A 24,608-nucleotide genomic window follows, 5' to 3' on the forward strand; every position below is an offset into this window, starting at 1 on the left:
GCCGCCGGCACCGGAGCCGTGGAAGCCGACGGCACCGGAGGCTCCGGGGGCAGCAGGGCCTCGGTGATACGGGACACGGGACGCTCGGCCGGAGGCACGGGCGCGGAGGGCCGCGAGGCGCCTGGCGCCGCGGCGCCACGGGAGGAAGACGCCCGCGTGCCCGGCGTGGCCTGCGTCAGGGAAGCCGCCCCGGGCCCGGGCCCGGGCGCCGGCTGCGGCGAGGCTGTCGGACGCGGGAGATCGGCAGCCGGGGAGGGCGTCCCTGGCCCGCGCGTCGGCTGCGGTGAGGCGTTCGGCGGGGCCTGCTCGGCAGGGGTCGGGAGGCGGTGGTGCGGCGGCGGTGTGACGGGCTCCGGAGGGAGGAGGGCTTCGGTGATGCGGGACATCGGGCGCTGCGGCTCGGTGCTCATCCCCGTCCCCCTGGTCGTTCCGTGAAAGCAATGGCCGCCACTCTACGGTCTGTTCCCCCTGGTGCGGGAACCCAGGGGCTACCCACCCGTAAACCCGTCTGGCAAGCTCGGCCCATGACTCCCCGTGCCGCCGACCGCGCCCGGTACGACCGGGCCACCTCCCACCTCGACGCGCCGGTCGCCCTCGTCGACCTGGAGGCCTTCGACGCGAACGCCGACGATCTGGTCCGCAGGGCCGGGGGCAAGCCGGTCCGGGTCGCCAGCAAGTCGGTGCGGTGCCGGGCCCTCCTGGAGCGGGTGCTGGCACGGGACGGGTTCGCGGGCGTGATGTCGTTCACGCTCGCCGAGTCGCTGTGGCTCGCCAGGGCCGGGTTCGAGGACGTGCTGCTGGCCTATCCGTCGGCCGACCGGGCCGCCTTCGCCGAGCTCGCGGGCGACGCGAAGCTGGCCGGCGCGGTGACCGTGATGGTCGACGACGTGGCCCAGCTCGATCTGATCGAGGCCTCGCGGGCGGGCGGCAGGGAGGAGGTCCGGGTCTGTCTGGAGCTGGACACCTCGCTGCACCTGCTGGGCGGCCGGGTGCGGATCGGGGCCCGGCGCTCGCCGCTCCGCGAGCCCGCCGAGCTGGCCGATCTCGCCCGCTCGGTCGCCCGCCGGCCCGGTTTCCGGCTGGTGGGCCTCATGGCGTACGAGGGCCACGTGGCCGGCGTCGGGGACGCGGTGGCGGGCCGGCCGGTGCGCTCGCGGGCGATCCGCCTGATGCAGTCGGCGGCCCGCAGGGAGCTGGCGGCGCGCCGGGCGGCGGTGGTCCGTGCCGTGCGCGCGGTGGCGCCGGAGCTGGAGTTCGTGAACGGCGGCGGCACGGGCAGCGTGCAGCACACGGCCGCCGAGGACGCGGTGACGGAGATCGCGGCGGGCTCGGGGCTCTACGTGCCGCGGCTCTTCGACAACTACACCTCGTTCTCGGGGCGCCCCGCCGCCCTCTTCGCCCTGCCCGTCGTGCGCCGCCCCGGCGTGGGCGTGGTGACGGTCCTCGGCGGCGGCTATCCCGCGTCCGGCGTCGCCGGACGGGACCGGCTTCCCGTCCCGTACCTGCCCGAGGGGCTGCGTTACGACCCGCAGGAGGGCCCGGGCGAGGTCCAGACCCCGCTGCTCGGCTCGCCCGCCGACGACCTCCGCATCGGCGACAAGGTCTGGTTCCGCCACGCGAAGGCCGGCGAGCTGTGCGAGCGCTTCGACACGCTGCACCTGGTGGAGGGCGACCGGGTCACGGCCGCCGTCCCCACGTACCGGGGCGAGGGGCGGACCTTCCTCTAGGAGGTCCAGGGTCAGAAGACGGTGTCCCGCTGGTCCGGTACGACGCTGCCGTCAGCCCTCCTGACCGGTTCCGCCGTGCCGTCGGCGGCGGTGTAGCCGGTGGTGGCGCAGGGGTACGGCGTGCTTCGCTGCTTCTTCGGGTCGATGAACATGGGGTTGACGATCCATCGGCCGTCGGCGTTGTCGTAGGCGCGGCACATCAGTTCGGTCTTGTTGCGGTTGAGGACGAGCCGGAGGCCGGTGGCGTCGCGCAGGAAGGAGACGTCGGTGTCGGAGTCGCCCGCGGCGAGGACCTGGCGGCGGCCGGCCGGCTGGACGCGCTCGGCGGCGGGGCCGTGGACGCCGAGGATCTCCTGGTTGATCCAGCAGCGCTTGCCGTCGATGTAGGTGATCATCCGGTCCTCGCCGTCGTGGACACTTCCGCAGCCCTGGAGGTGGCTGGTGAGGCGGCCGTGCTCGGTGGTGTTGCGGATGCCGATGGCGTGGGAGGGGTCGATGCCGACGCCCCGGGCCCAGACGTCGACGACGGGCTCGGGCGAGGCGGAGACGATCCACACGTCGAAGCCGGCGTCCCGGAGCACCCGGATCAGGTCGCGCTGCTGCTCGTAGTGACGCACCCAGCCGGTGACCCGGGCGGTGCCGACCTGCTGGGTGGCGCCCTGCGGTGCGGCGAGGTTCTCGGCGCGGGCCGCGGCCGCGAAGGACCGGACCTCGCGGGCGGTCCAGCCGTGCAGGAGCTGGGCGAGCCAGGCGTACTGGGGTTCCATGCGGCGGTGGTCGTAGCCGGCGAACGCGGTCCTGCCCGTGCTCGTGGCGCCCGTCCCGTACACGGCGAGGATCTCGTCGGCGCAGCGCGTGTCGGTGGAGGTCGGCAGGGTGCGCACGCCCGTGGGGCAGGCGCCGGCGAGGGCGGTGGCGGCCTCGGGGGTGAGCCAGCGGCTGGTGGCGGCCCAGTCGCCGTGGCGCGGGGGCCGGATGCGGTCGTTGCGGAGCAGCCAGTAGAGGGTGGCGTCGCCGACGTCGTTCTTGATGACGGTGTTGTCCCAGTCGAAGACGGCGAGGGGCTTCGGCGTCTTGGTGCCCTTGTCCTGCTCGTCCTGACAGTGGTCGGCTATCAGGCGCTCGATGCGGGCCTTGTTGTCGCCGTGCCAGCCGTCGGAGACGTTCAGCGTGGGGCAGGGGCGGGGGCCGGCCGTGGCGTCCGTGGCCGGGAGGAGCGCGGTCGCGGCGACGGCGAGGGCGGCCGCGGCGGCGTGGGTGCGGAGCCTGCTGGTCATGATCACACCTCTCTTGACGCACGACAGCCGGGCGCCTTGCGACGCCCGGCTGCGTGGGGTGGGGGTGGGGATGGGTGGCGGCGGTGGGAAGGTCCGGCGCGGTGTTCTACGGCGGCGGCGCGTACGCGCCTTCCACGACGGCGTACGTACGCGCCCGTTCTACAGCGGCGTCACGTACGCGCCGGAGATGCCGCCGTCGACGAGGAAGTCGGTGGCGTTGACGAAGGAGGAGTCGTCGCTCGCGAGGAACGCGACCGCGGCGGCGATCTCCTCCGCCTCGGCGAAGCGGCCGACCGGGATGTGCACCAGGCGGCGCGCGGCGCGCTCGGGGTCCTTGGCGAACAGTTCCTGGAGGAGCGGGGTGTTGACCGGGCCCGGGCACAGGGCGTTGACCCGGATGCCCTCCCTCGCGAACTGGACGCCGAGTTCGCGGGACATGGCGAGCACGCCGCCCTTGGAGGCGGTGTACGAGATCTGGCTGGTGGCCGCGCCCATGATGGCGACGAAGGACGCGGTGTTGATGATGGAGCCCCTGCCCTGGCGCCGCATGTACGGCAGGGCGGCCTTGCAGCACAGGTAGACGGAGGTCAGGTTGACGTCCTGGACGCGCTTCCAGGCCTCCAGGCCGGTCTCCAGGATGGAGTCGTCGTCGGGCGGGGAGATGCCGGCGTTGTTGAAGGCGATGTCGACGGAGCCGTAGGTGTCGAAGGCGACCTTGAAGAGGTTCTCGACCTCTTCCGGGTCGGTGACGTCGACCTTCACGAAGGTGCCGCCGACCTCTTCGGCGGCGGCCTTGCCGGCCCGCTCGTCGATGTCGCCGCAGACCACGTGGGCGCCCTCGGAGGCGAGCCGGCGGGCGGCGGCGAGGCCGATGCCGCTGCCGGCGCCGGTGATGACGGCGGTGCGGCCGACGAGCCGGCGGCAGATGGTGGCTTCAGTAGTCATGCGGTTCAGGCCTCCGTGCTGATGAAGACGTTCTTGGTTTCGGTGAAGGCGGTCAGGGCGTCGGGGCCCAGCTCCCGGCCGAGGCCGGACTGGCCGAAGCCGCCGAAGGGGGTCCAGTAGCGGACGCTGGAGTGGGAGTTGACGGAGAGGTTGCCGGCCCGGACGGCGCGCGAGGCGCGCAGCGCGCGGCCGATGTCGCGGGTCCAGATGGAGCCGGAGAGGCCGTACGGCGTGGCGTTGGCGAGCCGGATCGCGTCGGCCTCGTCCTCGAAGGGCAGGACGACGGCGACGGGCCCGAAGATCTCCTCGACGGCGCAGGGCGCGTCCTCGGGGACGCCGGTGAGGAGGGTCGGCGGGAACCAGAAGCCGGGGCGTTCGGGGGCCTTGCCGCGGACGGCTTCTCCGTGCTCGGCGGCGTCCGTGACGTACGCCCGTACGCGGTCGAGCTGGGCGCGGGAGATGAGCGGGCCCATCTGGGTGCGCTCGTCGAGGGGGTCGCCGACGACGATCTCCTCGATGGCGGGGGTGAGGAGCTCCAGGAAGCGGTCGTAGACCGGACGCTGGACGAGAATGCGGGTGCGGGCGCAGCAGTCCTGGCCGCTGTTGTCGAGGAAGGCCATGGGGGCGGCGGCCGCGGCGGCCTCCAGGTCCGCGTCGGCGAAGACGATGTTGGGGCTCTTGCCGCCGAGTTCGAGGGTGACCCGCTTCACCTGGTCGGCGGCCCTGGCCATGATCTGCTTGCCGACGCGGGTGGAGCCGGTGAAGACGACCTTGGCGACGCCGGGGTGGTCGACGAGCGCGGCGCCGGCGACCGGGCCCTCGCCGGGCAGGACCTGGAAGAGGTGCTCGGGCAGTCCGGCTTCCAGGGCGAGTTCGGCGAGGCGCAGCGCGGTGAGCGGGGTGGTCTCGGCGGGCTTGAGGACCACGGCGTTGCCGGCGGCGAGGGCGGGTGCGGTGGCCCAGGCGGCGATCGGCATGGGGAAGTTCCAGGGCGCGATGACGCCGACGACGCCGAGGGGTTCGAGGACGGTGATGTCGAGGCCGCCGGGGACGGGGATCTGCCGGCCGTTGAGGCGCTCGACTCCCCCGGCCGCGTAGTCGAGCAGGTCGCGGACGTTGCCGGCTTCCCAGCGGGCGTTGCCGAGGGTGTGGCCGGCCTCGCGGACCTCCAGGAGGGCGAGTTCCTCGACGTGGGCGTCGACGACTGCGGCGAAGCGGCGCAGCGCGCGGGCCCGGTCGGCGGGGGCGACCGCGGCCCAGGCCCGCTGGGCGGCGGCGGCGCGGGTGACGGCGGCGTCGACGTCGGCCGGGGTGGCGGCGGGGACGGTCGCGACGACCTCCTCGGTCGCCGGGTTCAGTACCTGGAGCAAGGGTTCCTCACATGCGTTCGAAGGAGCGGCGCAGTTCCCAGTCGGTGACGGCGGCGTCGAAGGCGTCGAGTTCGACGCGCGCCATGTTGCGGTAGTGGGCGACGACCTCGGCGCCGAAGGCGGCCTTGGCGATCTCGCTGTTCTCCCAGAGCTCGGCGGCCTCGCGCAGGGTGGTGGGGACGTGCGCGTAGTCGGCGGTGTAGGCGTTGCCGGTGCAGGCGGGCGGGAGTTCGAGGCGCTGCTCGATGCCGTACAGGCCGGCGGCGACGAGGGCGGCGACGGCGAGGTACGGGTTGACGTCGCCGCCGGGCACCCGGTTCTCGAAGCGGGTGGAGCGGCCGTGGCCGACGATCCGCAGCGCGCAGGTCCGGTTGTCGTGGCCCCAGGCGACGGCGGTGGGGGCGAAGGAGCCGGGCTGGAAGCGCTTGTAGGAGTTGATGTTGGGGGCGAGGAGCAGGGAGAAGTCCCGCAGGGCGGCGAGCTGTCCGGCGAGGAAGTGCCGCATGACGTCGGACATGCCGTCCGGTCCGTCGCCCGCCATCACGTTGACGCCGTCGGCGTCCTGCAGCGACAGGTGGATGTGACAGGAGTTGCCCTCGCGCTCGTTGTACTTGGCCATGAAGGTGAGCGAGCAGCCCTCCTGGGCGGCGATCTCCTTGGCGCCGGTCTTGTAGACGGCGTGCTGGTCGCAGGTGACCAGGGCCTCGTCGTACCTGAAGGCGATCTCGTGCTGGCCGGGGTTGCACTCGCCCTTGGCGGACTCGACGGTGAGTCCGGCGGCGGCCATCTCGTTGCGGATGCGGCGCAGCAGGGGCTCGACGCGACCGGTGCCGAGCACCGAGTAGTCGATGTTGTACTGGTTCACCGGGGTCAGTCCGCGGTAGTTGGCGTCCCAGGCCTGTTCGTAGGTGTCCTTGAAGACGATGAACTCGAGCTCGGTGCCGACGTGGGCGGTGTAGCCGTGGGCGGCGAGCCGGTCGAGCTGGTGGCGCAGGATCTGGCGCGGGGCGGCGACGACGGGGCTGCCGTCGTTCCAGACGAGGTCGGCGGTCACCATGGCGGTGCCCTCGTTCCAGGGCACGCGGCGCAGGGTGGAGAGGTCGGGGCGCATGGCGAAGTCGCCGTAGCCGCGGTCCCAGGACGACATCTCGTAGCCGTCGACGGTGTTCATCTCGGTGTCGACGGCCAGAAGATAGTTGCAGCCCTCGGTGCCGTGGTCGAGCACCTCGTCGAGGAAGAACGGTGCGGCGAACCGCTTGCCCTGGAGCCGGCCCTGCATGTCGGGGAAGGCCAGGACGACGGTGTCGATCTCACCGCTCGCGACGAGCGTGCGGAGCTCGTCGACGGTGAGCGGGGGTGTGCGGTCTGCCACGGGATTACTCCTCCTTCGGCCTGCCGGGAGCCATAAGGTATTGCCAAGAACCATTGCTTGGGAAGGGGAAACGACGACGTGGCCAGTACGAGTGAATCGGCGGACCGGCTGACGCCCGTGCTGCGACCGGTGCGCGCGGGCAACGGTTTCGAGGAGGCCCTGGAGCAGATCCTGCAGGTCGTACGGCTCGGCCTGGTGCCCGGCGGGGAGCGGCTTCCGGCCGAGCGGGAGCTCGCCGACCGGATGGGGATCAGCCGGGTCACGCTGCGCGAGGTCCTGAAAGTGCTCCAGGAGCAGGGCCTGGTGGAGAGCCGGCGCGGGCGGTACGGCGGAACGTTCGTGCTGCACCGGCCGCAGACCGCCGACGAGGCCGAGCTGCGCCGCCGGATCGCCGCCGTCGACATGGAGGACACCCTGCGCTTCCGCGAGGTCCTGGAGGTCGGCGCCGCCGGGCTGTGCGCGGCGCACGGCCTGGACGACGAGGGTGCGGAGCGCCTCCGCGCCGCGCTGGCGGCGACGCACGACGCGCCGCTCGGCGACTACCGGCGCCAGGACACCCTGCTCCATCTGACGCTCGCGGAGCTGTCCGGCTCGCCGACGCTGACCGCGCAGTACGCAGCGGTGCGGGCGACGGTCAACGACCTCCTGGACGGCATCCCGCTGCTGGTGCGCAACCTGGAGCACTCGCAGCACCAGCACACCGCGCTGGTGGAGGCGGTGCTCGACGGGGACGCGGACGCGGCGCGCGAGGTGATGCGGGAGCACTGCGCGGGCACGGCGGCGCTGCTGCGCGGCTTCCTCACCTGAGGGCGGCGCCCGCTCGCGCTCCCGGCGAGTCCCGCGCGCTCCGGAAGCCGCGCGTAACCCGAAAGTAACGCACGGGACTTGCGCTCCCCGCCTGACGGCCGCAAAGGTATGGCACCAATCCATTGGGCCCGTAGCGGGGAGCTGAGCGCTGCCATGACGCTGGAAGACACTTCAGGCACCACAGGAAAGACCACCGCCCCCGACGACTACCTCGAGCGGCGCACCCTGCGCCGCGGCAGCGCGGGCTGGCTGCTGCTGACCGGGCTCGGCGTCGCGTACGTCGTCTCCGGCGACTTCTCCGGCTGGAACATCGGCCTGTCCAAGGGCGGCTTCGGCGGTCTCGCGATCGCGACGGTCCTCATGGGCGCCATGTACGCCTGTCTGGTGTTCTCGCTCGCCGAGCTGTCCGCCATCCTGCCCACCGCGGGCGGCGGCTACGGCTTCGCCCGGCGCGCGCTCGGCACCTGGGGCGGCTTCCTCACCGGCACCGCCATCCTCATCGAGTACGTGCTCGCGCCGGCCGCCATCTCCATCTTCATCGGCGACTACGTCGAGTCGCTCGGCCTGTTCGGCCTGGAGTCGGGCTGGCCGGTCTATCTGGTCTGCTTCGCGCTCTTCATCGGCATCCACCTGTGGGGCGTGGGCGAGGCACTGCGCTTCAGCCTGATCGTCACCGCCGTCGCCGTGGCCGCGCTGCTCGTCTTCGCGCTCGGCGCGCTCAGCGACTTCCACGTGGACGGCCTGAACGACATCCCGGTCGACGCGAACGCCACCGGAGCGAACTCCTGGCTGCCGTTCGGCCTCCTGGGCATCTGGGCGGCGTTCCCGTTCGGCATGTGGTTCTTCCTGGGTGTCGAGGGCGTGCCGCTGGCCGCCGAGGAGGCCAAGGACCCGGTGCGCTCCATGCCCAGGGCGCTCGCCCTGTCCATGGGCATCCTGGTGGTCCTCGCCGTGGTGACCTTCTTCGCGGCCACCGGCGCCCGCGGCTCCGCGGCCGTCCAGGAGGCCGGAAACCCGCTGGTGGTGGCGCTGCAGGGCGACGGAGAGCCCACCGCGCTCAGCCGCTTCGTCAACTACGCGGGGCTCGCGGGCCTGGTCGCCTCCTTCTTCTCCCTCATCTACGCGGGCTCGCGCCAGCTGTTCGCGCTGTCCCGGGCCGGCTACCTGCCCCGCTTCCTCTCGCTCACCAGCCGCCGCAAGTCGCCCTACCTCGGCCTGCTGATCCCCGGCGCCATCGGGTTCGCGCTCGCCGCCGGCACCGGGAACGGGGCGCGGATGCTGAACATCGCGGTGTTCGGCGCCACCATCTCGTACGCCCTGATGGCGCTCTCCCACATCGTGCTGCGCCGCCGGGAGCCGGGCCTGGCCCGCCCGTACCGCACTCCGGGCGGCGTCGTGACCTCCTCGGCCGCCTTCGTCCTCGCCCTCTCGGCGCTCGTGGCGACCTTCCTGGTGGACAAGGACGCGGCCTTCATCGCCCTCGCCGTGTACGTGATCGCGCTGGCCTACTTCGCGTTCTACAGTCGCCACCACCTGGTGGCGAGCGCGCCCGAGGAGGAGTTCGCGGCGCTCGCCGCGGCCGAGGCGGAACTCGAACGCTGACCGCTCCCCCCTTCCCGACCCCGGAGGAACCCGTGCCCAAGCCGCTCATCGGCGTGACGACCTATCTGGACCAGGCCCGCTGGGGCGTGTGGGACCTGCCCGCGGCGCTGCTCCCGGCCGCGTACCCGCGCCTGGTCCAGCGGAGCGGCGGCCTGCCGGCCATGCTGCCGCCGGACGACCCGTCCGTGGCGGCGGAGACGGTGGCGCGCCTGGACGGGCTCGTGATCGCGGGCGGCGCGGACGTCGAGCCGGTGCGGTACGGGGCCGAGCCCGACCCGCGTACCGGCCCGCCCGCCCCGGCCCGGGACGCCTGGGAGCTGGCGCTGATCGAGGCGGCCCTCGACGCCGGCACACCGCTCCTGGGGATCTGCCGCGGCATGCAGCTCCTGAACGTGGCGCTCGGCGGCACCCTCGTCCAGCACCTGGACGGGCACACGGAGGCGGTCGGCGTGATGGGCCGGCACCCGGTCTCCCCGGTGCCCGGCACCCGCTACGCCGCCCTGGTCCCGGAGCGGACCGACGTCCCCACGTACCACCACCAGTGCGTGGAGGTCCTCGGCAAGAACCTGATCGCCTCGGCCCACGCCGCGGACGGCACGGTCGAGGCGATCGAACTCCCCTCCCCCGCCTGGGCGCTGGGCGTCCAGTGGCACCCGGAGATGGGCGAGGACCTGCGGGTGATGCGGGCCCTCGTGGCGGCGGCCGTCAGGCGCTGATCCGCCCGCGCGACAGGAGGGCGTACAGCAGCCCGGCGAGGAGCATGCCCACGGGCATGGCGAGGTCGACACCGCCGAGGGCCCGGGCGATCGGGCCGGTGTAGGCGGTGTCGACGCACAGCGCCGCCACGGCACCGCCGCCGAGCACCGCGACGGCACCGGCGGGACTGAAGCCCGCCGCGTACCAGAAGGGGCTCGCCGGGCTCTCGTCCATGAGGGCGGCGCCGTCGTACCGGTTGCGGCGCAGCCAGATATCCACCGCGTACACGGTCATGGCCGGACCGAGCAGGACGACGGTCAGCTGGAGGACGTTGCTGACGGTGTCCAGGAAGTCGGACACCAGCAGCGCGTACAGGGTCAGGGCCACCGCCACCGCGCCGTCGACGAGGACGCTGCGGGAGCGGCGGATGCGCAGGCCCACCGCCTGGAGGGCGAGGCCGGCGCTGTACGCGGTCATCGCGTTGATCGCGACGGTGCCGAGCACCAGGGCGAGCAGGAACACGGGCCCGAACCAGCCCGGCAGCATCGACTCGAGCGCGGTCTGCGGATCGGTCATGTCGACGACGGTGGCGGCGAGGGCGCCGACCGAGCAGACCGCGACGCTGGGCAGGAACCCGCCGAGGGCGGTCCAGCCGACGACCGCCTTCGCCGAGGCCGTGGCGGGAAGGTAGCGGGAGAAGTCGGCGCTGGTGGTGTACGACAGCGGGCCGGCCGCGATGAGCGTGACGCCCGCGATCACCGTGGCCCACAGGTCCACTCCGCTCAGCGAGACCTCGGGCCCGTAGCCGAAGTCTGCCTTCAGCAGCACGACATAGGCGACGACGCCGAAGACGGCGGTCAGGGCGATGGTGATGGGCAGGTAGAGCCGCACGATGAGGCCGTGTCCGTACACGCCGATGGTGAGCGTGACGGCCGCGACGACGAGGACGACGACGATCTTCACCGGCGTCGAGGCTTCGAGCCCGGTCTTCTCGACCAGGGCGAACGCGGCGCCGGCCGCCGCCGCCAGGTTGAGCGCGAAGTAGCAGACGGAGATCATCCACCCGGTCACGGCGTTGTTCACGCGGTTGCCGCGCACGCCGTACATGGCCCGGGTGATCACCTCGCTGGGCGCTCCCGCCGCGGGTCCCGACATCGCCAGCACGCCCGTGAGCAGCCAGAAGAGATTGCCGACCACGATCACCACGAAGGCCTGGGCGAGGCTGAGGCCCATCAGGACGAGAGCGCCGCCGATCACCAGGCTCAGGTAGTTGACGTTGGCGGCGGCCCAGACGGAGAAGAGCTCGCGCGGATGTCCGTACCGCTCCTCGTCGGGGATGTGGTCGATGCCGTGGGACTCGATCCGCGTGGGCCGGTCACTGTCGGGGGCCGTGGTGGACCGGGGTCTCGAAGCGGGGGTGCTGAATGCCATGCGGCCCTCCGGGAGAGCGTGTCGTGCACACCTGGTTGCTTATTGGTCGCACACTCAATAGCATCGCCCCCATGTCGTCAAGCGTCCAGCGCAAACGAGTTCGCAAGTCCCCCGAGGCCCGCCGGGCGGAGATCGTCGAGGCGGCCGCGGCCGTCGCCCTCGGCGAGGGCCTGGAGTGCGTGACCCTCCGGCGCATCGCCGAGGAGCTCGACGTACGCCCTGGTCTGATCAGCCACTACTTCCCCTCGGCGGAGAACCTGGTGGCCGAGGCCTTCGGCACCGCCGCCACCGCCGAACTCGACGCCCTGCTCCCGGCCGACCGCCCCGACGGAACGCCCACCCAGTACCTCGCGCGCTATTTCGCGCTCTCACAGGGCGAGGCCTACGACGACATCAGCCGCCTCTGGATCAACGCCCGCCACCTCAGCCGCTACCGCCCGCTCCTCCAGGAGCGGGTCCACGAGCAGGAACTGGCGAACGACGAACGACTGGAAGGCCTCCTCCGCGACGGCGTGGCGAGCGGCGAGTTCCGCACGCCGGACCCGCGCGTGACCGCGATCCAGATCCTCGTCGTCCTCGACGGCCTGGGCGCCCACGCCAACACGGCCCGCGAGAACCGCCCCGAGGCGGTACGGCGGATGGCGGTGACCACGGCCGAACGCGAACTGGACCTGCCCCCCGGCACGCTGGACCGAGCGGCGCGGTCCCTCCCCACCCCTCTCCTCCCCCAGTGACCCCAGGAGCCCGTGTGCGCACCCGACTCGTCCTGTCCTCCGCCCGGCTGCTCGACCCCGGCACCGGCACCTTCCTGCCGGAGACGGCGCTGGCCGTGTCCGGGACCGGACGGATCGCCGCCCTCGGTGACGACAGGGAGATCCGGGCCCTGGCCACCGGCGACACCGAGGTGATCGACCTCAAGGGCGCCGTGGTGACCACCGGCCTGGTCGACGGCCACCTCCACCCCGTCAGCGGCGCCGAACTCACCCACGGCCTCGACCTGTCCCCCTGCACCGACCTGAACGACGTCCGCGCCGCGCTCTCCACGGAGACACGGCGCCTCGGCCGCGGCGACTGGCTCTTCGCCTGGGGCCTCGACCCCAACGTCTTCGGGGGCGAACCCGTCTCCGTCGCCCCCTTCGACACCGTCCTCGACGGCGTCCCGGCCTTCCTCCTGCTCTTCGACGCCCACTCCGCGCTCGCCAGCCGCCGCGCCCTGGAACTCGCCGGCGTCGACGGCCCCCGCGTCTTCGACCAGGCCTCCGCCGAGGTCGTCTGCGACGAACGAGGCCGTCCCACCGGCCTGCTCCAGGAAGACGCCGCCTGCGAACTGGTCGAACGCGTGGCACCGCGGCCCACCCACGCCGAACGCCGCGACCGTCTGTCCAAGGCCCTCCGCGCCATGGCCGCGGCGGGCCTGACCGGCGCCCACGTCATGGACGCCAACGGCGAGAGCCTCACCCTCCTCTCCGAACTCGACGAGGCAGGGGAACTTCCGCTCCGCCTCCGCGTGGCGCCCTGGTGCCAGCCCGGAACCGACGCGGACGGCGTACGGGAGCTGATCGAACTCCAGCAGGCACGGGGCCGCCTGTGGCGCGTGGACGGCGTCAAGCTCTTCATGGACGGCACCATCGACAACGGCACGGCCTGGCTGGAGCGCCCCGACTGCCACGGCGAGTCGACCCACGCGTTCTGGCCGGACCCGGCGGCCTACACCCATGTGATCGGCGAGCTGGCCCGCGCCGGAGTCCCGACCGCCACCCACGCGATCGGCGACGCGGCGGTACGCCACGCCCTGGACGCGATCGAGAAGCACCGGAGCACGGTCCGGCACCGCATCGAACACATCGAGACGGTCCCGGACGACACGCTGCACCGCTTCGCCGAGTTGGGCGTCATCGCCTCGATGCAGCCCACCCACTGCTGCGACTTCACGCGCGCCGACCACACCGACAACTGGTCCCGCCGACTGGGCGAGGAACGCGCCTCCCGCGCCTGGCGCTGCCGCGACCTGTGGGACTCCGGGGCGACCGTGGTCCTCGGCTCGGACTGGCCGATCGCCCCGTTCCCGCCGCTCACCGTCATGGCGGGCGCCCGCCACCGCCGCCCCACCCGCGACCTGACCCAGCCGCCGCACGGCCCCGAACAGGCCCTGACGCCGCTGGAGGCCCTGCGCGGCATGACGGTCAACGCGGCCTTCGCGGCAAGCGAGGAACACGAGGCGGGCCGCCTGACCCCGGGCCACCGCGCGGACCTGACGGTACTGGCGGAAAACCCCCTGCGAACGCCGGCGACGGAACTGCCGCAGCTCCCGATCGTGCTGACGACAGTGGACGGACGAATCACGCATCGCGCGGAGGAGACGGCCTGAGAAGACGGACAAAGGGGAGCGGGGGCCGTGGAGGGGCCCGCGTTCGGGACGTGACGCGTGATTTGTGGCGCGGAACAAGGGCCGTTCACCACACCAGGGACCAGCTCCGCGCCGTAAATCATGCAGTCCCGAACGCGGGCCCCGGAACGGCCCCCGCGGCACCACCACCGGCCTGCCCACCCACGGGCGCGGCAGGCCGCACCCAGGGTCACCCCCCACTACGCGTCAACGACAACAGATCCCGAGCCGGCCCCGTAGGCCGATGCCCCGCCGGCCACACCGCCCGCAGATCCCGCCGCAGCAGCACCCCCGCGACCGGCACGGCGACCAGCCGCCGCGAGGCCAGCTCCTCGGCCACCGCCAGCTCGCTCAGCACGGCCGGCCCCGCCCCGCTCACCGCCGCCGCCTTCACCGCCGTCGTCGACGCCAGCTCCAGCAGCGGCTGCGCCAGCCCCCCGTACCCCGCCAGCGCCGCGTCCAGCACCTGCCGCGTCCCCGATCCCCGCTCCCGCAGCACCAACGGCGTGGCCGCCAGCTCCGCCGGATCGAGCGCCCGCCCGCGCCGCGCCCAGGGATGCGAGGGGGCGGTGACGACGGCGAGCCGGTCGTGGGCGACGACGGCCCCGTCCAGCCCTTCCGGCACGGCCAGCCCCTCCACGAACCCGAGATCGGCCTCACCGTCGAACAGCCGCTCGGCGACGACCGTCGAGTTCCCCGCGAGCAGCGACACCGCGGTGTCGGGCCGCTCGGCCCGCAGCGCGATCAGCCAGCCCGGCAGCAGGTACTCGGCGATCGTCATCGAGGCCGCGACCCGCAGCCGCGAGTCCCGCCGCCCGCGCAGCGCCTGCACGCCCGCGTCGAAGGCCTCGGCCGCCTCGACGATGCGCCGCGCCCAGTCCGTGACCAGCGCCCCCGCGTCCGTCAGCCGGGACCCGCGGGGCGACCGGTCGACCAGGGCCACCCCGAGCTGCCGCTCCATCGACCGGATGCGGCTGCTCGCCGCGGGCTGGGTTATGCCGACCTCGCGTGCGGCCCGTCCGAGGCTGCCGTGCCGGGCGACGGCGAGGAGCAGTTCGAGCGCGCCGAGGTCGGGGACCCGGTGGGACAGAAGACTGACGACGTCACTCGGCTCGCTGCTCATAAAGCCAGCTTATGCCCTCATAGTCACATCACCCCTGGTGGGGGCCCTGAGCCCGCGAGAAGGTCGGGACATGGCAACGCTCGCACCTTCCCGTCCGGCCCCCCTCGCCACCACCCCCGGCGTGCGGTGGGCCTCGGTCCGTCACCTCGGCCCCAACTGGTACGCCTCGGTGATGGGCACCGCCGTCATCGCCAACGCGGGAGCCACCCTCCCGGTGGACGTCCCGGGACTGCGGGCCGCCTGCACCGCCGTCTGGGCCCTATCCTTCGCCATGCTGCTGACGCTGCTCGCCGCCCGCGCGCTGCACTGGACCCACCACCGCGACCAGGCCCGCGCCCATCTCCTCGACCCGGCGATGGCGCCGTTCTACGGCTGCCTCTCCATGGCCCTGCTCGCGGTCGGCGGCGGAACCGTGATCGTCGGCAGGGACTGGATCGGTCTGCCCGCCGCGGTCGCCGTCGACACCGTCCTGTTCACGGCCGGCACGGCCGTCGGTCTGGTGGCCGCCGTGGCGGTGCCGTACCTGATGGTGGCCCGGCACCGGATCGAGGGCGCCTCTCCCGTGTGGCTGCTCCCGGTCGTCGCCCCCATGGTCTCGGCGGCTCTCGGCCCCCTGCTCCTGCCCCACCTTCCCGCCGGCCCGGCCCGGCAGACGTTCCTGCTCGCCTGTTACGCGATGTTCGGCGTCAGCCTGCTCGCGACCCTGGTGATGCTGCCCCTGGTCTTCGGCCGCCTCGTCACCCACGGCCCGCTCCCCCTGGCCCTGACGCCCACCCTGTTCCTGGTCCTGGGCCCGCTGGGCCAGTCGACGACCGCCGCGAACAAGTTCGCCGACGCCGCGCCGGGCGTGCTGCCCGAGCCGTACGCCCACGGCTTCGCCGCCTTCGCCGTGCTCTACGGCGTCCCCGTCATGGGCTTCGCCCTGCTGTGGCTGGCCCTCGCCGGCGCGCTCGTGCTGCGGGCCCGTCGTCTGGGCATGGGCTTCGCGATGACCTTCTGGGCCTTCACCTTCCCGGTCGGCACCTGCGTGACGGGCGCCGAGGGACTGGCCCAGCACACTGGCCTGGCCGCCTTCCGCTGGCTCGCGGCCGGCCTCTACGTCCTGCTGGTCGCCGCCTGGCTGCTCGCGGCCGGCCACACCCTGCGCGGCCTGGTCAGCGGCGCGCTGCCCGCAGGGCCCGGGCGAGCGACCGCGGAGCCTCGGCCAGTGACGGCCCGTACCACGTGAGGTGACGTCCGTCGACGAGCACGGTGACGGCCCCGGGGAACGCCTCGGGGCCGTCGTCCCGCGTGAAGCGGTAGGGCTCGTCGGGCAGGACGACGAGGTCGGGCGCGGCGGCGTTCAGCTCCTCGACCGGCACGCGCGGATAGCGCTCGGGATGCCCGGCGTAGAGGTTCCGTACGCCGAGGCGGGCGAGCAGGTCCCCGGCGAAGGTGTCGCGCCCGAGCACCATCCAGGGCCGGCGCCAGATCGGTACGACGGCGGTACGGAGGGGGTCGTCGCCCGCGGCGACGGCGTCGGCGACCGCGGCCCACGCGCCCTCGGCCGCGTCCAGCCACTGCGGCCGGTCCGTCACGCCGCAGGCCCCGAGGACCCTGGTGAGTTCGGCGAAGGCCTGGTCGAGGGTGCGCACCTCGGTGACGAGGACGTCGAGCCCGGCGGCGCGCAGGGCGTCGAGGTCCGGGCCGCGGTTCTCCTCCTCGTTGGCGATCACGAGATCGGGCCGCAGCGCGGCGACGGCCTCGATGTCCGGGTTCTTGGTTCCGCCGATCCGTACCGCGCCGCCGAGGTCGGCGGGGTGGGTGCACCAGTCGGTGACGCCGACCAGGGCGCCGGGCGCGGAGACGGCGACCGCCTCGGTCAGCGAGGGGACGAGCGAGACGACCCGCGGGCCGCGCGCCGCGGGAGGCCGGGGGACGGCCCTCATCCCTCCTCGGCCTCGATGTGGTCGGCGACGGAGACGAACACGAGCCGGGTCGCGGGCGCGGTGGCCCGCCACCGGTGGCGCACCCCGCCGGACAGGTAGAGCGTGTCGCCGCTGCCCAGCCGGTACGCGCGGCCTTCGGCCTCGACCTCGACGGCGCCGTCGGCGACGTACAGCAACTCGTCGTTGCGGTGGAGGAATTCGCGGCCGGCGTCCTGCTCGCCGGTGAACTCCAGGGCCTGGAGCTGGTGCCTGCCGCGGACCAGCGGCCGTACGCCCGGCGGCATCTCCCACAGTTCCTCGTCCGAGCGGACGACGTCGACGGTGCGCGCCGCCTCGGCGGCGGCGAGGAGCTCGGCGGCGGTGGTCTCCAGGGCCGCGGCGACCAGCTGGAGGGAGCGGTCGCTGGGCCGGGCCCGCTCGTTCTCGACCTGGCTGAGGAAGGGCACGGACAGGCCGCTGCGCTGGGCGACGACGGCCAGCGTCAGCTGGAGTGCCCGTCGGCGCCTCTTGACGGCCGCGCCCACGCGCAGTGACTCCTTGTCGTCCATCTCGGCCCCCTCCCTCGTGTCGCTCGTGTCGCCCGTGTCACTCGCGGCGCTCGTGGTCTCGTACTGGTCGGTTACCTGAACCTTACGCAGCTTTGGGCCCGGGTTTCGCGTCGTGGCGAAAAGGGGCGGTCGCCGAACACGTTCGGCGACCACCCCTTTTCGGAGCGAATTCGGAACTATCGCGAGTCCGGATCCAGCCGGCCTCTACTGCGGGGCGAGCCGCTCCGCGAGGCCCGGGTTCCGGTCGAGCCAGGTGCGGACGGCCTGCTGCTCCTTGCCCTTGCCGGTCTCCTGGATGACGGCCTCCAGGCCGGTGAGCTCCTTCTCGCCGAGCTTGAAGTTCTTCAGCCAGGCGCCGACCTCGGGGTTCTCGGCGGCGAAGCCCTTGCGGGCCAGGGTGTGGACGCCGTCGCCCTTGCCCCAGCTGCCCTTGGGGTCCTGGAGCTTCTTCAGGTCGTAACCGGAGTAGGCCCAGTGCGGCGACCAGAGGGTGACCACGATCGGCTCCTTCTTGTCGTACGCGCGCTTGAGTTCGGCCAGCATGCCGGGCGTCGAGCCGTCGACGACCTTGTACTCGCCCTCCAGGCCGTAGTCCTTGAGGACCTTGTCCTTGAGGATGCCCATCATTCCGGCGCTCGGCTCGATGCCGACGATCCGTCCCTTGAACTGCCCGGCCTTGCCCTTGAGGTCGGCGAGGCTGTTCACGTCCTTCATGTACGAGGGGACGGTGAGTTCGAGGGAGGTGGGGCCGTACCAGGAGCCGAGATCCTCCAGCTTGTTCCGGTACTTCTCCCAGTACTGGGCGTGGGTGACGGGCAGCCAGGAGTCGGTCTGGAAGTCGATCTGCCCGCCGGCGAGTCCGGTGTAGAGGGCGCCGGCCTCCAGCTGCCTGGCGTCGACCTCGTAGCCGCGGCGTTCCAGGAGCTCCTTCCAGAGGAAGGTGGAGGCGATGCCCTCGTCCCAGGGGATGTAGCCGAGGCTGATCTTCTTGCCGTGGCCGGTGTTCGCCTGGCCGGCGGCGGTGGTGGAGGAGCCGCCGCTGCCGCCGAGGAAGCCCATGCCGCCGGCGACGAGCGCGAGGATCACGACGCCGACGAGTGCGGTGACGGGCTGCGGGCGGTGGCCCCAGATCTTCGCTCCGGCGCGGGCGGCCCGCGCGGCGTGGGCCTTGGCGGCGGCGCGCCGGCCGAGCGGGGAGACCTGGCGGCCGAGGGCGCCGGTCATCCGGTCCAGGTACATGGCGAGGATGACGATGGAGATGCCGGCCTCGAAGCCGAGGCCGATGTCGACGTTGCCGATGGCGCGGTAGACGGCGCCGCCGAGTCCGCCGCCGCCGACCATGCCGGCGATGACGACCATGGACAGGCCGAGCATGATCACCTGGTTGACGCCGGCCATGATCGTGGGCAGCGCGAGCGGCAGCTGGACGCGCAGCAGGGTGTTGCGCGGGGTGGTGCCGAAGGCCTCGGCGGCCTCGACGAGTTCGCCGTCGACCTGGCGGATGCCGAGTTCGGTCATGCGCACGCCGGGCGGCAGGGCGAAGATGATGGTGGCGATGATGCCGGGGACGACGCCGACGCCGAAGAAGATGATGCCGGGGATGAGGTAGACCATCGCCGGCATGGTCTGCATGAAGTCCAGGACCGGGCGCAGCACGGCGCTGACGGTCCTGGAGCGGGCCGCCCAGATGCCGAGGGGTACGGCGATGACCAGGGTGACGAGGGTGGCGACGAGCACCAGGGAGAGGGTCGACATGGCGTCGTCCCACAGCTCGATGGAGTCGACGAGGGCGAAGCCCGCGAAGGCGAGCACACCGGCGGTGAGGCCCCGCAGCCACCAGGCGACGACGGCGAGGATGCCGGCGAAGAGCAGCGGCTGGGGCGCGGACAGGACGGCGTCGATGCCGTCGTAGAGGCCGGTGACGACGCCGGTGACGGCGTCGAAGAGCCAGGAGAACTGGGCCTGGAGCCAGTCGACGGTGTTGTCGACCCACTGGCCGAGGGGAAGCCTAGGCATGGGCGGTCACCTCCTTCTCGTCGTCGGCGGCCGGTTCGACGGCCGCTCCGGTCGTCACGGTCGCGCCGGTGATCACGGCCGCTCCGTTCGCCCTGTTCGCCGCGGCGGGCGCGCCGGGGCGCAGGTCGGCGTCGAGGCCGCCCATGACGCCGAGGAGGCGGTCCTGGGCGACGACGCCGAGGACGTCGCCGTCGGCGTTCTCGACGGCCACGGGATGCAGGGAGCGGGCGGAGACGGTGCACAGCTCGGACAGCGGCGTCTCCGGCGCGACGGCCCGGCAGCCGCAGCCGGGCGGGCAGTCGCCGGGGTCGACCGTGCCGTCGGTCATGACGGCGGCGGCGGTGAGCACGCGGGTCCGGTCGACGTCCTGGATGAAGGAGGCGACGTAGTCGTCGGCGGGGCGGACCAGGATGTCCTCGGCGGTGCCGAGCTGGACGATCCGGCCGTCGCGCATGACGGCGACGCGGTCGCCGAGGCGCATGGCCTCGTTGAGGTCGTGGGTGATGAAGACGATCGTCTTCTTCAGCTTCTGCTGCAGCACCAGCAGCTGGTCCTGCATGTCGCGGCGGATCAGCGGGTCGAGCGCGCTGAACGACTCGTCCATGAGCAGCAGGTCGGCGTCGGTGGCGAGCGCGCGGGCGAGGCCGACGCGCTGCTGCATGCCGCCGGACAGCTCGTCGGGCCAGGACTTCTCCCAGCCCGCGAGTCCGCACAGCTCCAGGGCCTCGGCGGCGCGCTTCTCGCGCTCGGCGCGCGGGACGCCCTGGACCTCCAGCCCGTACGCGGCGTTCTCGAGGACGCTGCGGTGCGGGAAGAGGGCGAAGTGCTGGAAGACCATGCTGATCTTCCTGGACCGGACCTCGCGCAGCTCGCGGTCGGAGAGCGCGGTCAGGTCGCGGCCGTCGAAGAGGACCCGGCCGGCGGTGGGGGTCAGCAGGCCGTTGAGCATCCGCAGCAGGGTGGACTTGCCGGATCCGGACAGACCCATGACGACGAAGATCTGGCCGGGTTCGACGGTGAAGGACGCGTCGATCACGGCCGCCGTGGTGCCGTCGGCACGCAGGGCGTCCCGGTCGGCGCCGGATTCGGCGAGTTCGCGGACTGCTTCGTCGGGTCGTCTGCCGAACACCTTGTACAGGTGGTCGGCCTGGAGCCTGGACACATACACCTCACGGGTAGCAACGAAAAACGGCCCGCCACCCCCGCAGCAGCCGGGCCGTGGAGCGGGGCGGGATCTGCCCGCGCGCCCGCCACGTACGGGGATTCGTCCGTGGTCCGGATGGCCGTCCGGATCGTTGAATCCCGTACCGGGTCCGCTCCGGGCTCGCGCCTGCCCTGGGCTTTCCGGGAGCAAACGCGAAGGTGACGCGTGTCACGCGTGCGGGGTGGTGTTGTCGGCGCCGTGCGGCATGATCGGGGTGTGACGCGACGCCTGATGCTCCTCGACACCGCCAGCCTCTACTTCCGCGCGTACTTCGGCGTGCCGGACTCGGTCCGGGCACCGGACGGGACGCCGGTCAACGCCGTGCGCGGGCTGCTCGACTTCATCACCCGGCTCGTCCAGGACCACCGGCCGGACGACCTGGTGGCCTGCTGGGACGACGACTGGCGGCCGCAGTGGCGGGTGGACCTGATCCCCTCGTACAAGGCGCACCGGGTGGCCGAGGAGACGCCGGCGGGCCCGGACGTGGAGGAGGTTCCGGACACGCTGTCGCCGCAGGTGCCGGTGATCGTGGAGGTGCTCGACGCGCTGGGCATCGCGCGGGTCGGTGCGGCGGGCTTCGAGGCGGACGACGTGATCGGCACGCTGACCGCCCGGGCGGCCGGCCCGGTGGACATCGTCACGGGCGACCGGGACCTGTTCCAGCTCGTGGACGACGCTCGCGGGGTGCGGGTGCTGTATCCCCGCAAGGGAGTGGGCGACTGCGATCTGGTGGACGAGAAGTTCATCCTCGCGAAGTACGGGGTGCGGGCGGAGCAGTACGCGGACATGGCGGCGCTCCGCGGCGACACGAGCGACGGGCTGCCCGGGGTGAAGGGCATCGGCGAGAAGACGGCGGCGCAGCTGATCACGGAGTACGGGGACCTGGCGGGCGTGCGGGCGGCGGCGGGCGACCGGACCTCGCGGCTGACTCCGGCGAAGCGGCGCGGGATCGTGGAGGCGGCGGAGTACCTGGACGTGGCGCCGACGGTGGTGCGGGTGGCGCGGGACGCGCCGCTGCCGGAGTTCTCGGCGGCGCTGCCGTCGGAGCCGCGGGACCCGGAGGCGCTGGCGGGCCTGGTGGAGCGGTGGGGGCTCGGAGGGGCGGTGGCCCGGCTGCTGCCGGTCCTGGCGCGCTGAGGCCTCGAAGCCCCGGGCGGCGCGTGCCGGGCCTGGGGGTGGCGGGGGTGCGCCGGGCCCGGGGCGACGGGGTGGTGCGGGGCCTGGCGCGACGGGGCGTGCGGGGCCTAGGGGACTGCGGGCCCGGGCCCCGGAGTCCGGGAGGCCGGCCGCTTCCGGGGGCTCCTCGCCGGTCCCCTCACGGGATGCTAACTTAGGTAAACCTAAGTCATTACCGGGAACGGGAGACCTCCGTGGCAGAACAGCCCGCACGCAAGGCACCGAGGGCACACGAGGCCCAGGTGGTGCGCACGGAGCGGATCACTCCGCACATGGTGCGCCTGGTGCTCGGCGGTCCTGGTCTGGACGCCTTCGAGATCGGCGAGTACACCGACCACTACGTGAAGCTGCTCTTCGCGCCGGAGGGCGTGAGCTACCCGGAGCCGTTCGACATGGAGCGGATCCGGGCGGAGTTCCCGCGTGAGCAGTGGCCGACGACCCGGACCTACACGGTGCGGGCCTGGGACGCCGTGCATCGTGAGCTGACCGTCGACTTCGTGGTGCACGGCGACGAGGGTCTGGCCGGGCCGTGGGCGGCGCGCGCCCAGGCGGGCGACACGATCCGCTTCCTCGGCCCCGGCGGCGGGTACGCGCCGGACGAGGCCGCCGACTGGCACCTGCTCGTCGGCGACGAGAGCGCCCTCCCGGCGATCGCGGTCGCCCTGGAGCGGCTGCCGGCCAGCACCACGGTGCACGCGTTCCTGGAGGTCTCGGACGCGGCGGAGGAGCAGAAGTTCGCGACGGCGGCCGGGGTGGACGTCACCTGGCTGCACCGCGGCGCCCGCCCGGTGGGCGAGGCGCTGCTCGAGGCGGTGCGCGGCCTGGACTTCCCGGCGGGTGACGTGCACGCCTTCGTCCACGGCGAGGCCGGCTTCGTGAAGGAACTGCGCCGCCACCTCCGCCTCGACCGTGAGGTGCCGCGCGAGCGCCTGTCCATCTCGGGTTACTGGCGTCTGGGCAAGACGGACGAGGCCTGGCGCGCGATCAAGCGCGAGTGGAACGAGCAGGTGGAGCGCGAACAGGAGAACTGACGCGCGCGGCGCGTACGGAGCACGCTGAGCGAGCCGCGCACCGCACGCGCCGCAAGGCACGGCGCACGCCGCACACGGCTCATCCGCACACCGGCCGACGGGGTGCTCCCCGTCCCGGGAGCACCCCGTCGGCGTCAGGTCACGGGCATCCCGGGCCCGTGCCGGGGTTGGCGCAGACGTCGGTGCCGGGGCCGCCGTTGTTGCTGTTGGTACCCGGGCCGCCGTCGAGGTCGTCGTTGCCGACGTCGCCGAAGAGGGAGTCGTCGCCGGGGCCGCCGGTCACGGTGTCGTCGCCCGGGGAGCCGTGGACGGTGTCGTCACCAGCGCCGCCCGCGATGCGGTCGTGGCCGGGACCGCCGGTGATCGAGTCCGCCCCGGGGCCGCCGCAGATCAGGTCGTCGCCGCCGAGGCCGCTGATGCTGTCGTTGCCGCCGTGGGCGAGGATGACGTCGCGCGCGGGCGTGCCGGTGAGCTGGTCGTCGCCCTGGGTGCCGGTGAGGGTGGGCTGTTCGCCGAAGCAGGTGACCGCGTCGACGGTGGTGGTCTCCGTCGCGGTGTCGTTGGCGGGGGCCGGGTCGGAGACCGCGCCGGCCACGCCCGCCGTGTCGACGACGACGTCCTCGGTGGTGGCCGTCGCGGTGATGGTCCGCGCGGCGCTCGCTCCGGCGGTGAGGGTGCCGATGGCGCAGGTGACGACGTCCGGGGTGGTGCCGGCGGCGGTGCAACCGGGCGACGCGGAGACGAACTGCAGTCCGGCCGGGAGGGTGTCCTGGAGGACGACTCCCTCGGCCGTCTGCGGGCCGTTGTTCGTCGCGGTGAGCGTGTACGTGACGTTCTGCCCCTCCACGACGGGGTCCGAGCCCGTGTCGGACTTCGCGACGGTCAGGTTGGCGTCGGTCAGCCGGAGGTGCCCGACGAAGCCGGTGGCCTCGGCGAACCAGATGTCGTCGTTCGGGCCCTTGGTGATGCCCCAGGGGGCGGACTCCGAAGAGGGCAGCGGGAACTCGGCGATGACGCCGGACGTGCTGATCCGCCCGATCTTCCCGTTGTTGAGCTCGGTGAACCACAGGCTGTCGTCCGGCCCGGCGGTGATGTCCTGGGGCTGCGGCGCGAGTTCGCTCGGCGGCAGGTCGAACTGGGTGATCGCGCCGGACGGCGTGATCCGGCCGATCCGGTTGCCGCCGAACACGGTGAACCAGAGGTTCCCGTCGGGTCCCGTGGTGATGTCGGCCGGACCGCCGCCGCCGGGGACCGGGAACTCGGTGACGGTGCCGGACGGGGTCATGCGGCCGATGCGGTCGGCGCCGATCTCGGTGAACCACAGGTTGCCGTCAGGTCCGGTGGTGATGGAGGACGGCTGGCCGGAGCCGGTGGGCAGCGGGAACTCGGTGAGGGCGCCGGCGGTGGTGATGCGTGCGATCCGGCCGGCGTTCTGCTCGGTGAACCACAGGGCCCCGTCCGGGCCCGCGGTGATGCCGGTGGGTTCGACGAACTGCTCGGGCAGCGGGTACTCGGTGACCGTGCCGTTCATGTCGATCTTCCCGACCCGGGAGTCCCAGTGCTGCATGGTGAACCAGACGTTCCCGTCCGGACCGGTGGTGATGTCGTGCGGGGTGCTGAACTCGAAGGGCAGGGGGTACTCGGCGATGAGGGTGCCCGTCGGGCTCATCCGGCCGATCTTGTTACCGACCGCCTCGGTGAACCACAGGTTGCCGTCCGGCCCGGTGGTGATGCCGACGGGGGTACTGGGGTTGGTCACGGGGTACTCGTCGATGCCCACGGCGGCCCGGGCCTGCGGGGCCCCGGCGGCCAGAGGGAGGACGGCGGCCAGCAGGACACCGGTGAGCAGCGCCGCGAAACCGCGCCGACGGCTCGGTCTCGGCCGCGGGGGCGTCCCCGGCTCCGGTGCGTCGAGGGTCGTGGGAGGCATGGGCGAGTTCCCTTCGGTCGTGTCGGAACGCGCCCGTCG

At 73.1% G+C, this 24,608-nt stretch carries 20 protein-coding genes; 9 read left to right on the top strand and 11 right to left on the bottom strand.

The genetic code is table 11. The annotated features are described in order from the left end of the window. Nucleotides 1-524 precede the first annotated feature (524 nt). Nucleotides 525-1,727, top strand: a complete 1,203-nt coding sequence (locus ACFVGS_RS27760) for an amino acid deaminase/aldolase (protein ID WP_384414672.1) — start codon at nt 525-527, stop codon at nt 1,725-1,727. 11 nt (nt 1,728-1,738) lie between these two features. Here the strand turns inward: ACFVGS_RS27760 and ACFVGS_RS27765 are convergent, their stop codons facing one another. From ACFVGS_RS27765 to ACFVGS_RS27780, 4 genes are all read right to left on the bottom strand, one after another. After that, nucleotides 1,739-3,004 carry an HAD family hydrolase gene (locus ACFVGS_RS27765; protein WP_384414670.1) on the bottom strand — a complete coding sequence of 422 codons (1,266 nt, stop codon included), beginning with the start codon at nt 3,002-3,004 and terminating at the stop codon, nt 1,739-1,741. A gap of 159 nt (nt 3,005-3,163) precedes the next feature. After that, nucleotides 3,164-3,949, bottom strand: coding sequence for a 3-oxoacyl-ACP reductase (locus tag ACFVGS_RS27770; protein WP_384414667.1), 786 nt, complete (start codon nt 3,947-3,949; stop codon nt 3,164-3,166). Nucleotides 3,950-3,954: 5 nt separating this feature from the next. After that, nucleotides 3,955-5,319, bottom strand: coding sequence for an aldehyde dehydrogenase family protein (locus ACFVGS_RS27775; RefSeq protein ID WP_385694243.1), 1,365 nt, complete (start codon nt 5,317-5,319; stop codon nt 3,955-3,957). A gap of 7 nt (nt 5,320-5,326) precedes the next feature. After that, complete coding sequence (locus tag ACFVGS_RS27780) at nt 5,327-6,691, bottom strand: glutamine synthetase family protein (RefSeq protein WP_384414662.1); 1,365 nt, start codon at nt 6,689-6,691, stop codon at nt 5,327-5,329. Between the two features lie 78 nt (nt 6,692-6,769). Between ACFVGS_RS27780 and ACFVGS_RS27785 the strand changes: the two genes are divergently transcribed. The 3 genes from ACFVGS_RS27785 to ACFVGS_RS27795 all read left to right on the top strand — a co-directional run bounded on the left by ACFVGS_RS27785 (nt 6,770) and on the right by ACFVGS_RS27795 (nt 9,816). Next, a complete protein-coding gene (locus tag ACFVGS_RS27785) occupies nt 6,770-7,498 on the top strand; it encodes a FadR/GntR family transcriptional regulator (protein ID WP_385694246.1) in 729 nt (242 codons plus the stop codon). A gap of 153 nt (nt 7,499-7,651) precedes the next feature. Next, nucleotides 7,652-9,100 carry an ethanolamine permease gene (eat, locus tag ACFVGS_RS27790; RefSeq protein ID WP_384414657.1) on the top strand — a complete coding sequence of 483 codons (1,449 nt, stop codon included), beginning with the start codon at nt 7,652-7,654 and terminating at the stop codon, nt 9,098-9,100. A 32-nt stretch (nt 9,101-9,132) separates the two neighbouring features. Continuing rightward, on the top strand, nt 9,133-9,816 hold the full coding sequence (locus tag ACFVGS_RS27795; protein WP_384414655.1) for a gamma-glutamyl-gamma-aminobutyrate hydrolase family protein: 684 nt from the start codon (nt 9,133-9,135) through the stop codon (nt 9,814-9,816). Here the strand turns inward: ACFVGS_RS27795 and ACFVGS_RS27800 are convergent. Next, nucleotides 9,806-11,227 carry a purine-cytosine permease family protein gene (locus ACFVGS_RS27800; RefSeq protein ID WP_385694250.1) on the bottom strand — a complete coding sequence of 474 codons (1,422 nt, stop codon included), beginning with the start codon at nt 11,225-11,227 and terminating at the stop codon, nt 9,806-9,808. The two genes, ACFVGS_RS27795 and ACFVGS_RS27800, sit on opposite strands and share 11 nt — an antisense overlap. A 71-nt stretch (nt 11,228-11,298) precedes the next feature. On the opposite strand from ACFVGS_RS27800, the gene ACFVGS_RS27805 reads away from it, so the two are divergent. Continuing rightward, entirely contained in the window at nt 11,299-11,961 is a 663-nt protein-coding gene (locus tag ACFVGS_RS27805; RefSeq protein ID WP_385694253.1) for a TetR/AcrR family transcriptional regulator, read from the top strand. A gap of 14 nt (nt 11,962-11,975) precedes the next feature. Beyond that, nucleotides 11,976-13,595, top strand: a complete 1,620-nt coding sequence (locus tag ACFVGS_RS27810) for an amidohydrolase (RefSeq protein ID WP_384414646.1) — start codon at nt 11,976-11,978, stop codon at nt 13,593-13,595. 208 nt (nt 13,596-13,803) lie between these two features. Here ACFVGS_RS27810 and ACFVGS_RS27815 read toward each other — a convergent pair whose 3' ends face one another. Next, nucleotides 13,804-14,736, bottom strand: coding sequence for a LysR family transcriptional regulator (locus tag ACFVGS_RS27815; RefSeq protein ID WP_384414643.1), 933 nt, complete (start codon nt 14,734-14,736; stop codon nt 13,804-13,806). 70 nt (nt 14,737-14,806) lie between these two features. Here ACFVGS_RS27815 and ACFVGS_RS27820 point away from each other — a divergent pair, with 70 nt between their 5' ends. After that, nucleotides 14,807-15,964, top strand: coding sequence for a TDT family transporter (locus tag ACFVGS_RS27820; protein WP_385694256.1), 1,158 nt, complete (start codon nt 14,807-14,809; stop codon nt 15,962-15,964). On the opposite strand, the gene ACFVGS_RS27825 is transcribed toward ACFVGS_RS27820, so the two are convergent. The 4 genes from ACFVGS_RS27825 to ACFVGS_RS27840 all read right to left on the bottom strand — a co-directional run bounded on the left by ACFVGS_RS27825 (nt 15,891) and on the right by ACFVGS_RS27840 (nt 20,390). After that, nucleotides 15,891-16,664, bottom strand: coding sequence for a helical backbone metal receptor (locus tag ACFVGS_RS27825; protein WP_384414637.1), 774 nt, complete (start codon nt 16,662-16,664; stop codon nt 15,891-15,893). The two genes, ACFVGS_RS27820 and ACFVGS_RS27825, sit on opposite strands and share 74 nt — an antisense overlap. Beyond that, a complete protein-coding gene (locus tag ACFVGS_RS27830) occupies nt 16,661-17,212 on the bottom strand; it encodes a helix-turn-helix domain-containing protein (RefSeq protein WP_384414634.1) in 552 nt (183 codons plus the stop codon). The genes ACFVGS_RS27825 and ACFVGS_RS27830 overlap by 4 nt, the downstream gene beginning before the upstream one ends. Before the next feature lie 204 nt (nt 17,213-17,416). After that, nucleotides 17,417-19,228, bottom strand: coding sequence for an ABC transporter permease/substrate binding protein (locus ACFVGS_RS27835; RefSeq protein ID WP_385694261.1), 1,812 nt, complete (start codon nt 19,226-19,228; stop codon nt 17,417-17,419). After that, nucleotides 19,221-20,390, bottom strand: coding sequence for a glycine betaine/L-proline ABC transporter ATP-binding protein (locus ACFVGS_RS27840; RefSeq protein ID WP_385694262.1), 1,170 nt, complete (start codon nt 20,388-20,390; stop codon nt 19,221-19,223). The genes ACFVGS_RS27835 and ACFVGS_RS27840 overlap by 8 nt, the downstream gene beginning before the upstream one ends. A 273-nt stretch (nt 20,391-20,663) precedes the next feature. On the opposite strand from ACFVGS_RS27840, the gene ACFVGS_RS27845 reads away from it, so the two are divergent. Further along, a complete protein-coding gene (locus tag ACFVGS_RS27845; RefSeq protein WP_385694328.1) occupies nt 20,664-21,569 on the top strand; it encodes a 5'-3' exonuclease H3TH domain-containing protein in 906 nt (301 codons plus the stop codon). A 233-nt stretch (nt 21,570-21,802) separates the two neighbouring features. Further along, on the top strand, nt 21,803-22,639 hold the full coding sequence (locus tag ACFVGS_RS27850; RefSeq protein WP_385694265.1) for a siderophore-interacting protein: 837 nt from the start codon (nt 21,803-21,805) through the stop codon (nt 22,637-22,639). 139 nt (nt 22,640-22,778) lie between these two features. Here ACFVGS_RS27850 and ACFVGS_RS27855 read toward each other — a convergent pair whose 3' ends face one another. Continuing rightward, nucleotides 22,779-24,569: a hypothetical protein gene (locus ACFVGS_RS27855; RefSeq protein ID WP_385694268.1), complete on the bottom strand. Its 1,791-nt coding sequence runs from the start codon at nt 24,567-24,569 to the stop codon at nt 22,779-22,781. Between the last annotated feature and the right edge of the window lie 39 nt (nt 24,570-24,608).

The organism is Streptomyces sp. NPDC127114 (assembly GCF_042677525.1).
Lineage (GTDB): Bacteria > Actinomycetota > Actinomycetes > Streptomycetales > Streptomycetaceae > Streptomyces.

Bases quoted from the DNA above. Each gene is read 5' to 3' on its own strand.
- ACFVGS_RS27760 (WP_384414672.1), top strand. From the start codon at position 525: ATGACTCCCCGTGCCGCCGACCGCGCCCGGTACGACCGGGCCACCTCC.
- ACFVGS_RS27770 (WP_384414667.1), bottom strand. From the start codon at position 3,949: ATGACTACTGAAGCCACCATCTGCCGCCGGCTCGTCGGCCGCACCGCC.
- ACFVGS_RS27845 (WP_385694328.1), top strand. From the start codon at position 20,664: ATGCTCCTCGACACCGCCAGCCTCTACTTCCGCGCGTACTTCGGCGTG.
- ACFVGS_RS27815 (WP_384414643.1), bottom strand. From the start codon at position 14,736: ATGAGCAGCGAGCCGAGTGACGTCGTCAGTCTTCTGTCCCACCGGGTC.
- ACFVGS_RS27835 (WP_385694261.1), bottom strand. From the start codon at position 19,228: ATGCCTAGGCTTCCCCTCGGCCAGTGGGTCGACAACACCGTCGACTGG.
- ACFVGS_RS27820 (WP_385694256.1), top strand. From the start codon at position 14,807: ATGGCAACGCTCGCACCTTCCCGTCCGGCCCCCCTCGCCACCACCCCC.
- ACFVGS_RS27765 (WP_384414670.1), bottom strand. From the start codon at position 3,004: ATGACCAGCAGGCTCCGCACCCACGCCGCCGCGGCCGCCCTCGCCGTC.
- eat (WP_384414657.1), top strand. From the start codon at position 7,652: ATGACGCTGGAAGACACTTCAGGCACCACAGGAAAGACCACCGCCCCC.
- ACFVGS_RS27830 (WP_384414634.1), bottom strand. From the start codon at position 17,212: ATGGACGACAAGGAGTCACTGCGCGTGGGCGCGGCCGTCAAGAGGCGC.
- ACFVGS_RS27805 (WP_385694253.1), top strand. From the start codon at position 11,299: ATGTCGTCAAGCGTCCAGCGCAAACGAGTTCGCAAGTCCCCCGAGGCC.
- ACFVGS_RS27855 (WP_385694268.1), bottom strand. From the start codon at position 24,569: ATGCCTCCCACGACCCTCGACGCACCGGAGCCGGGGACGCCCCCGCGG.
- ACFVGS_RS27800 (WP_385694250.1), bottom strand. From the start codon at position 11,227: ATGGCATTCAGCACCCCCGCTTCGAGACCCCGGTCCACCACGGCCCCC.
- ACFVGS_RS27825 (WP_384414637.1), bottom strand. From the start codon at position 16,664: ATGAGGGCCGTCCCCCGGCCTCCCGCGGCGCGCGGCCCGCGGGTCGTC.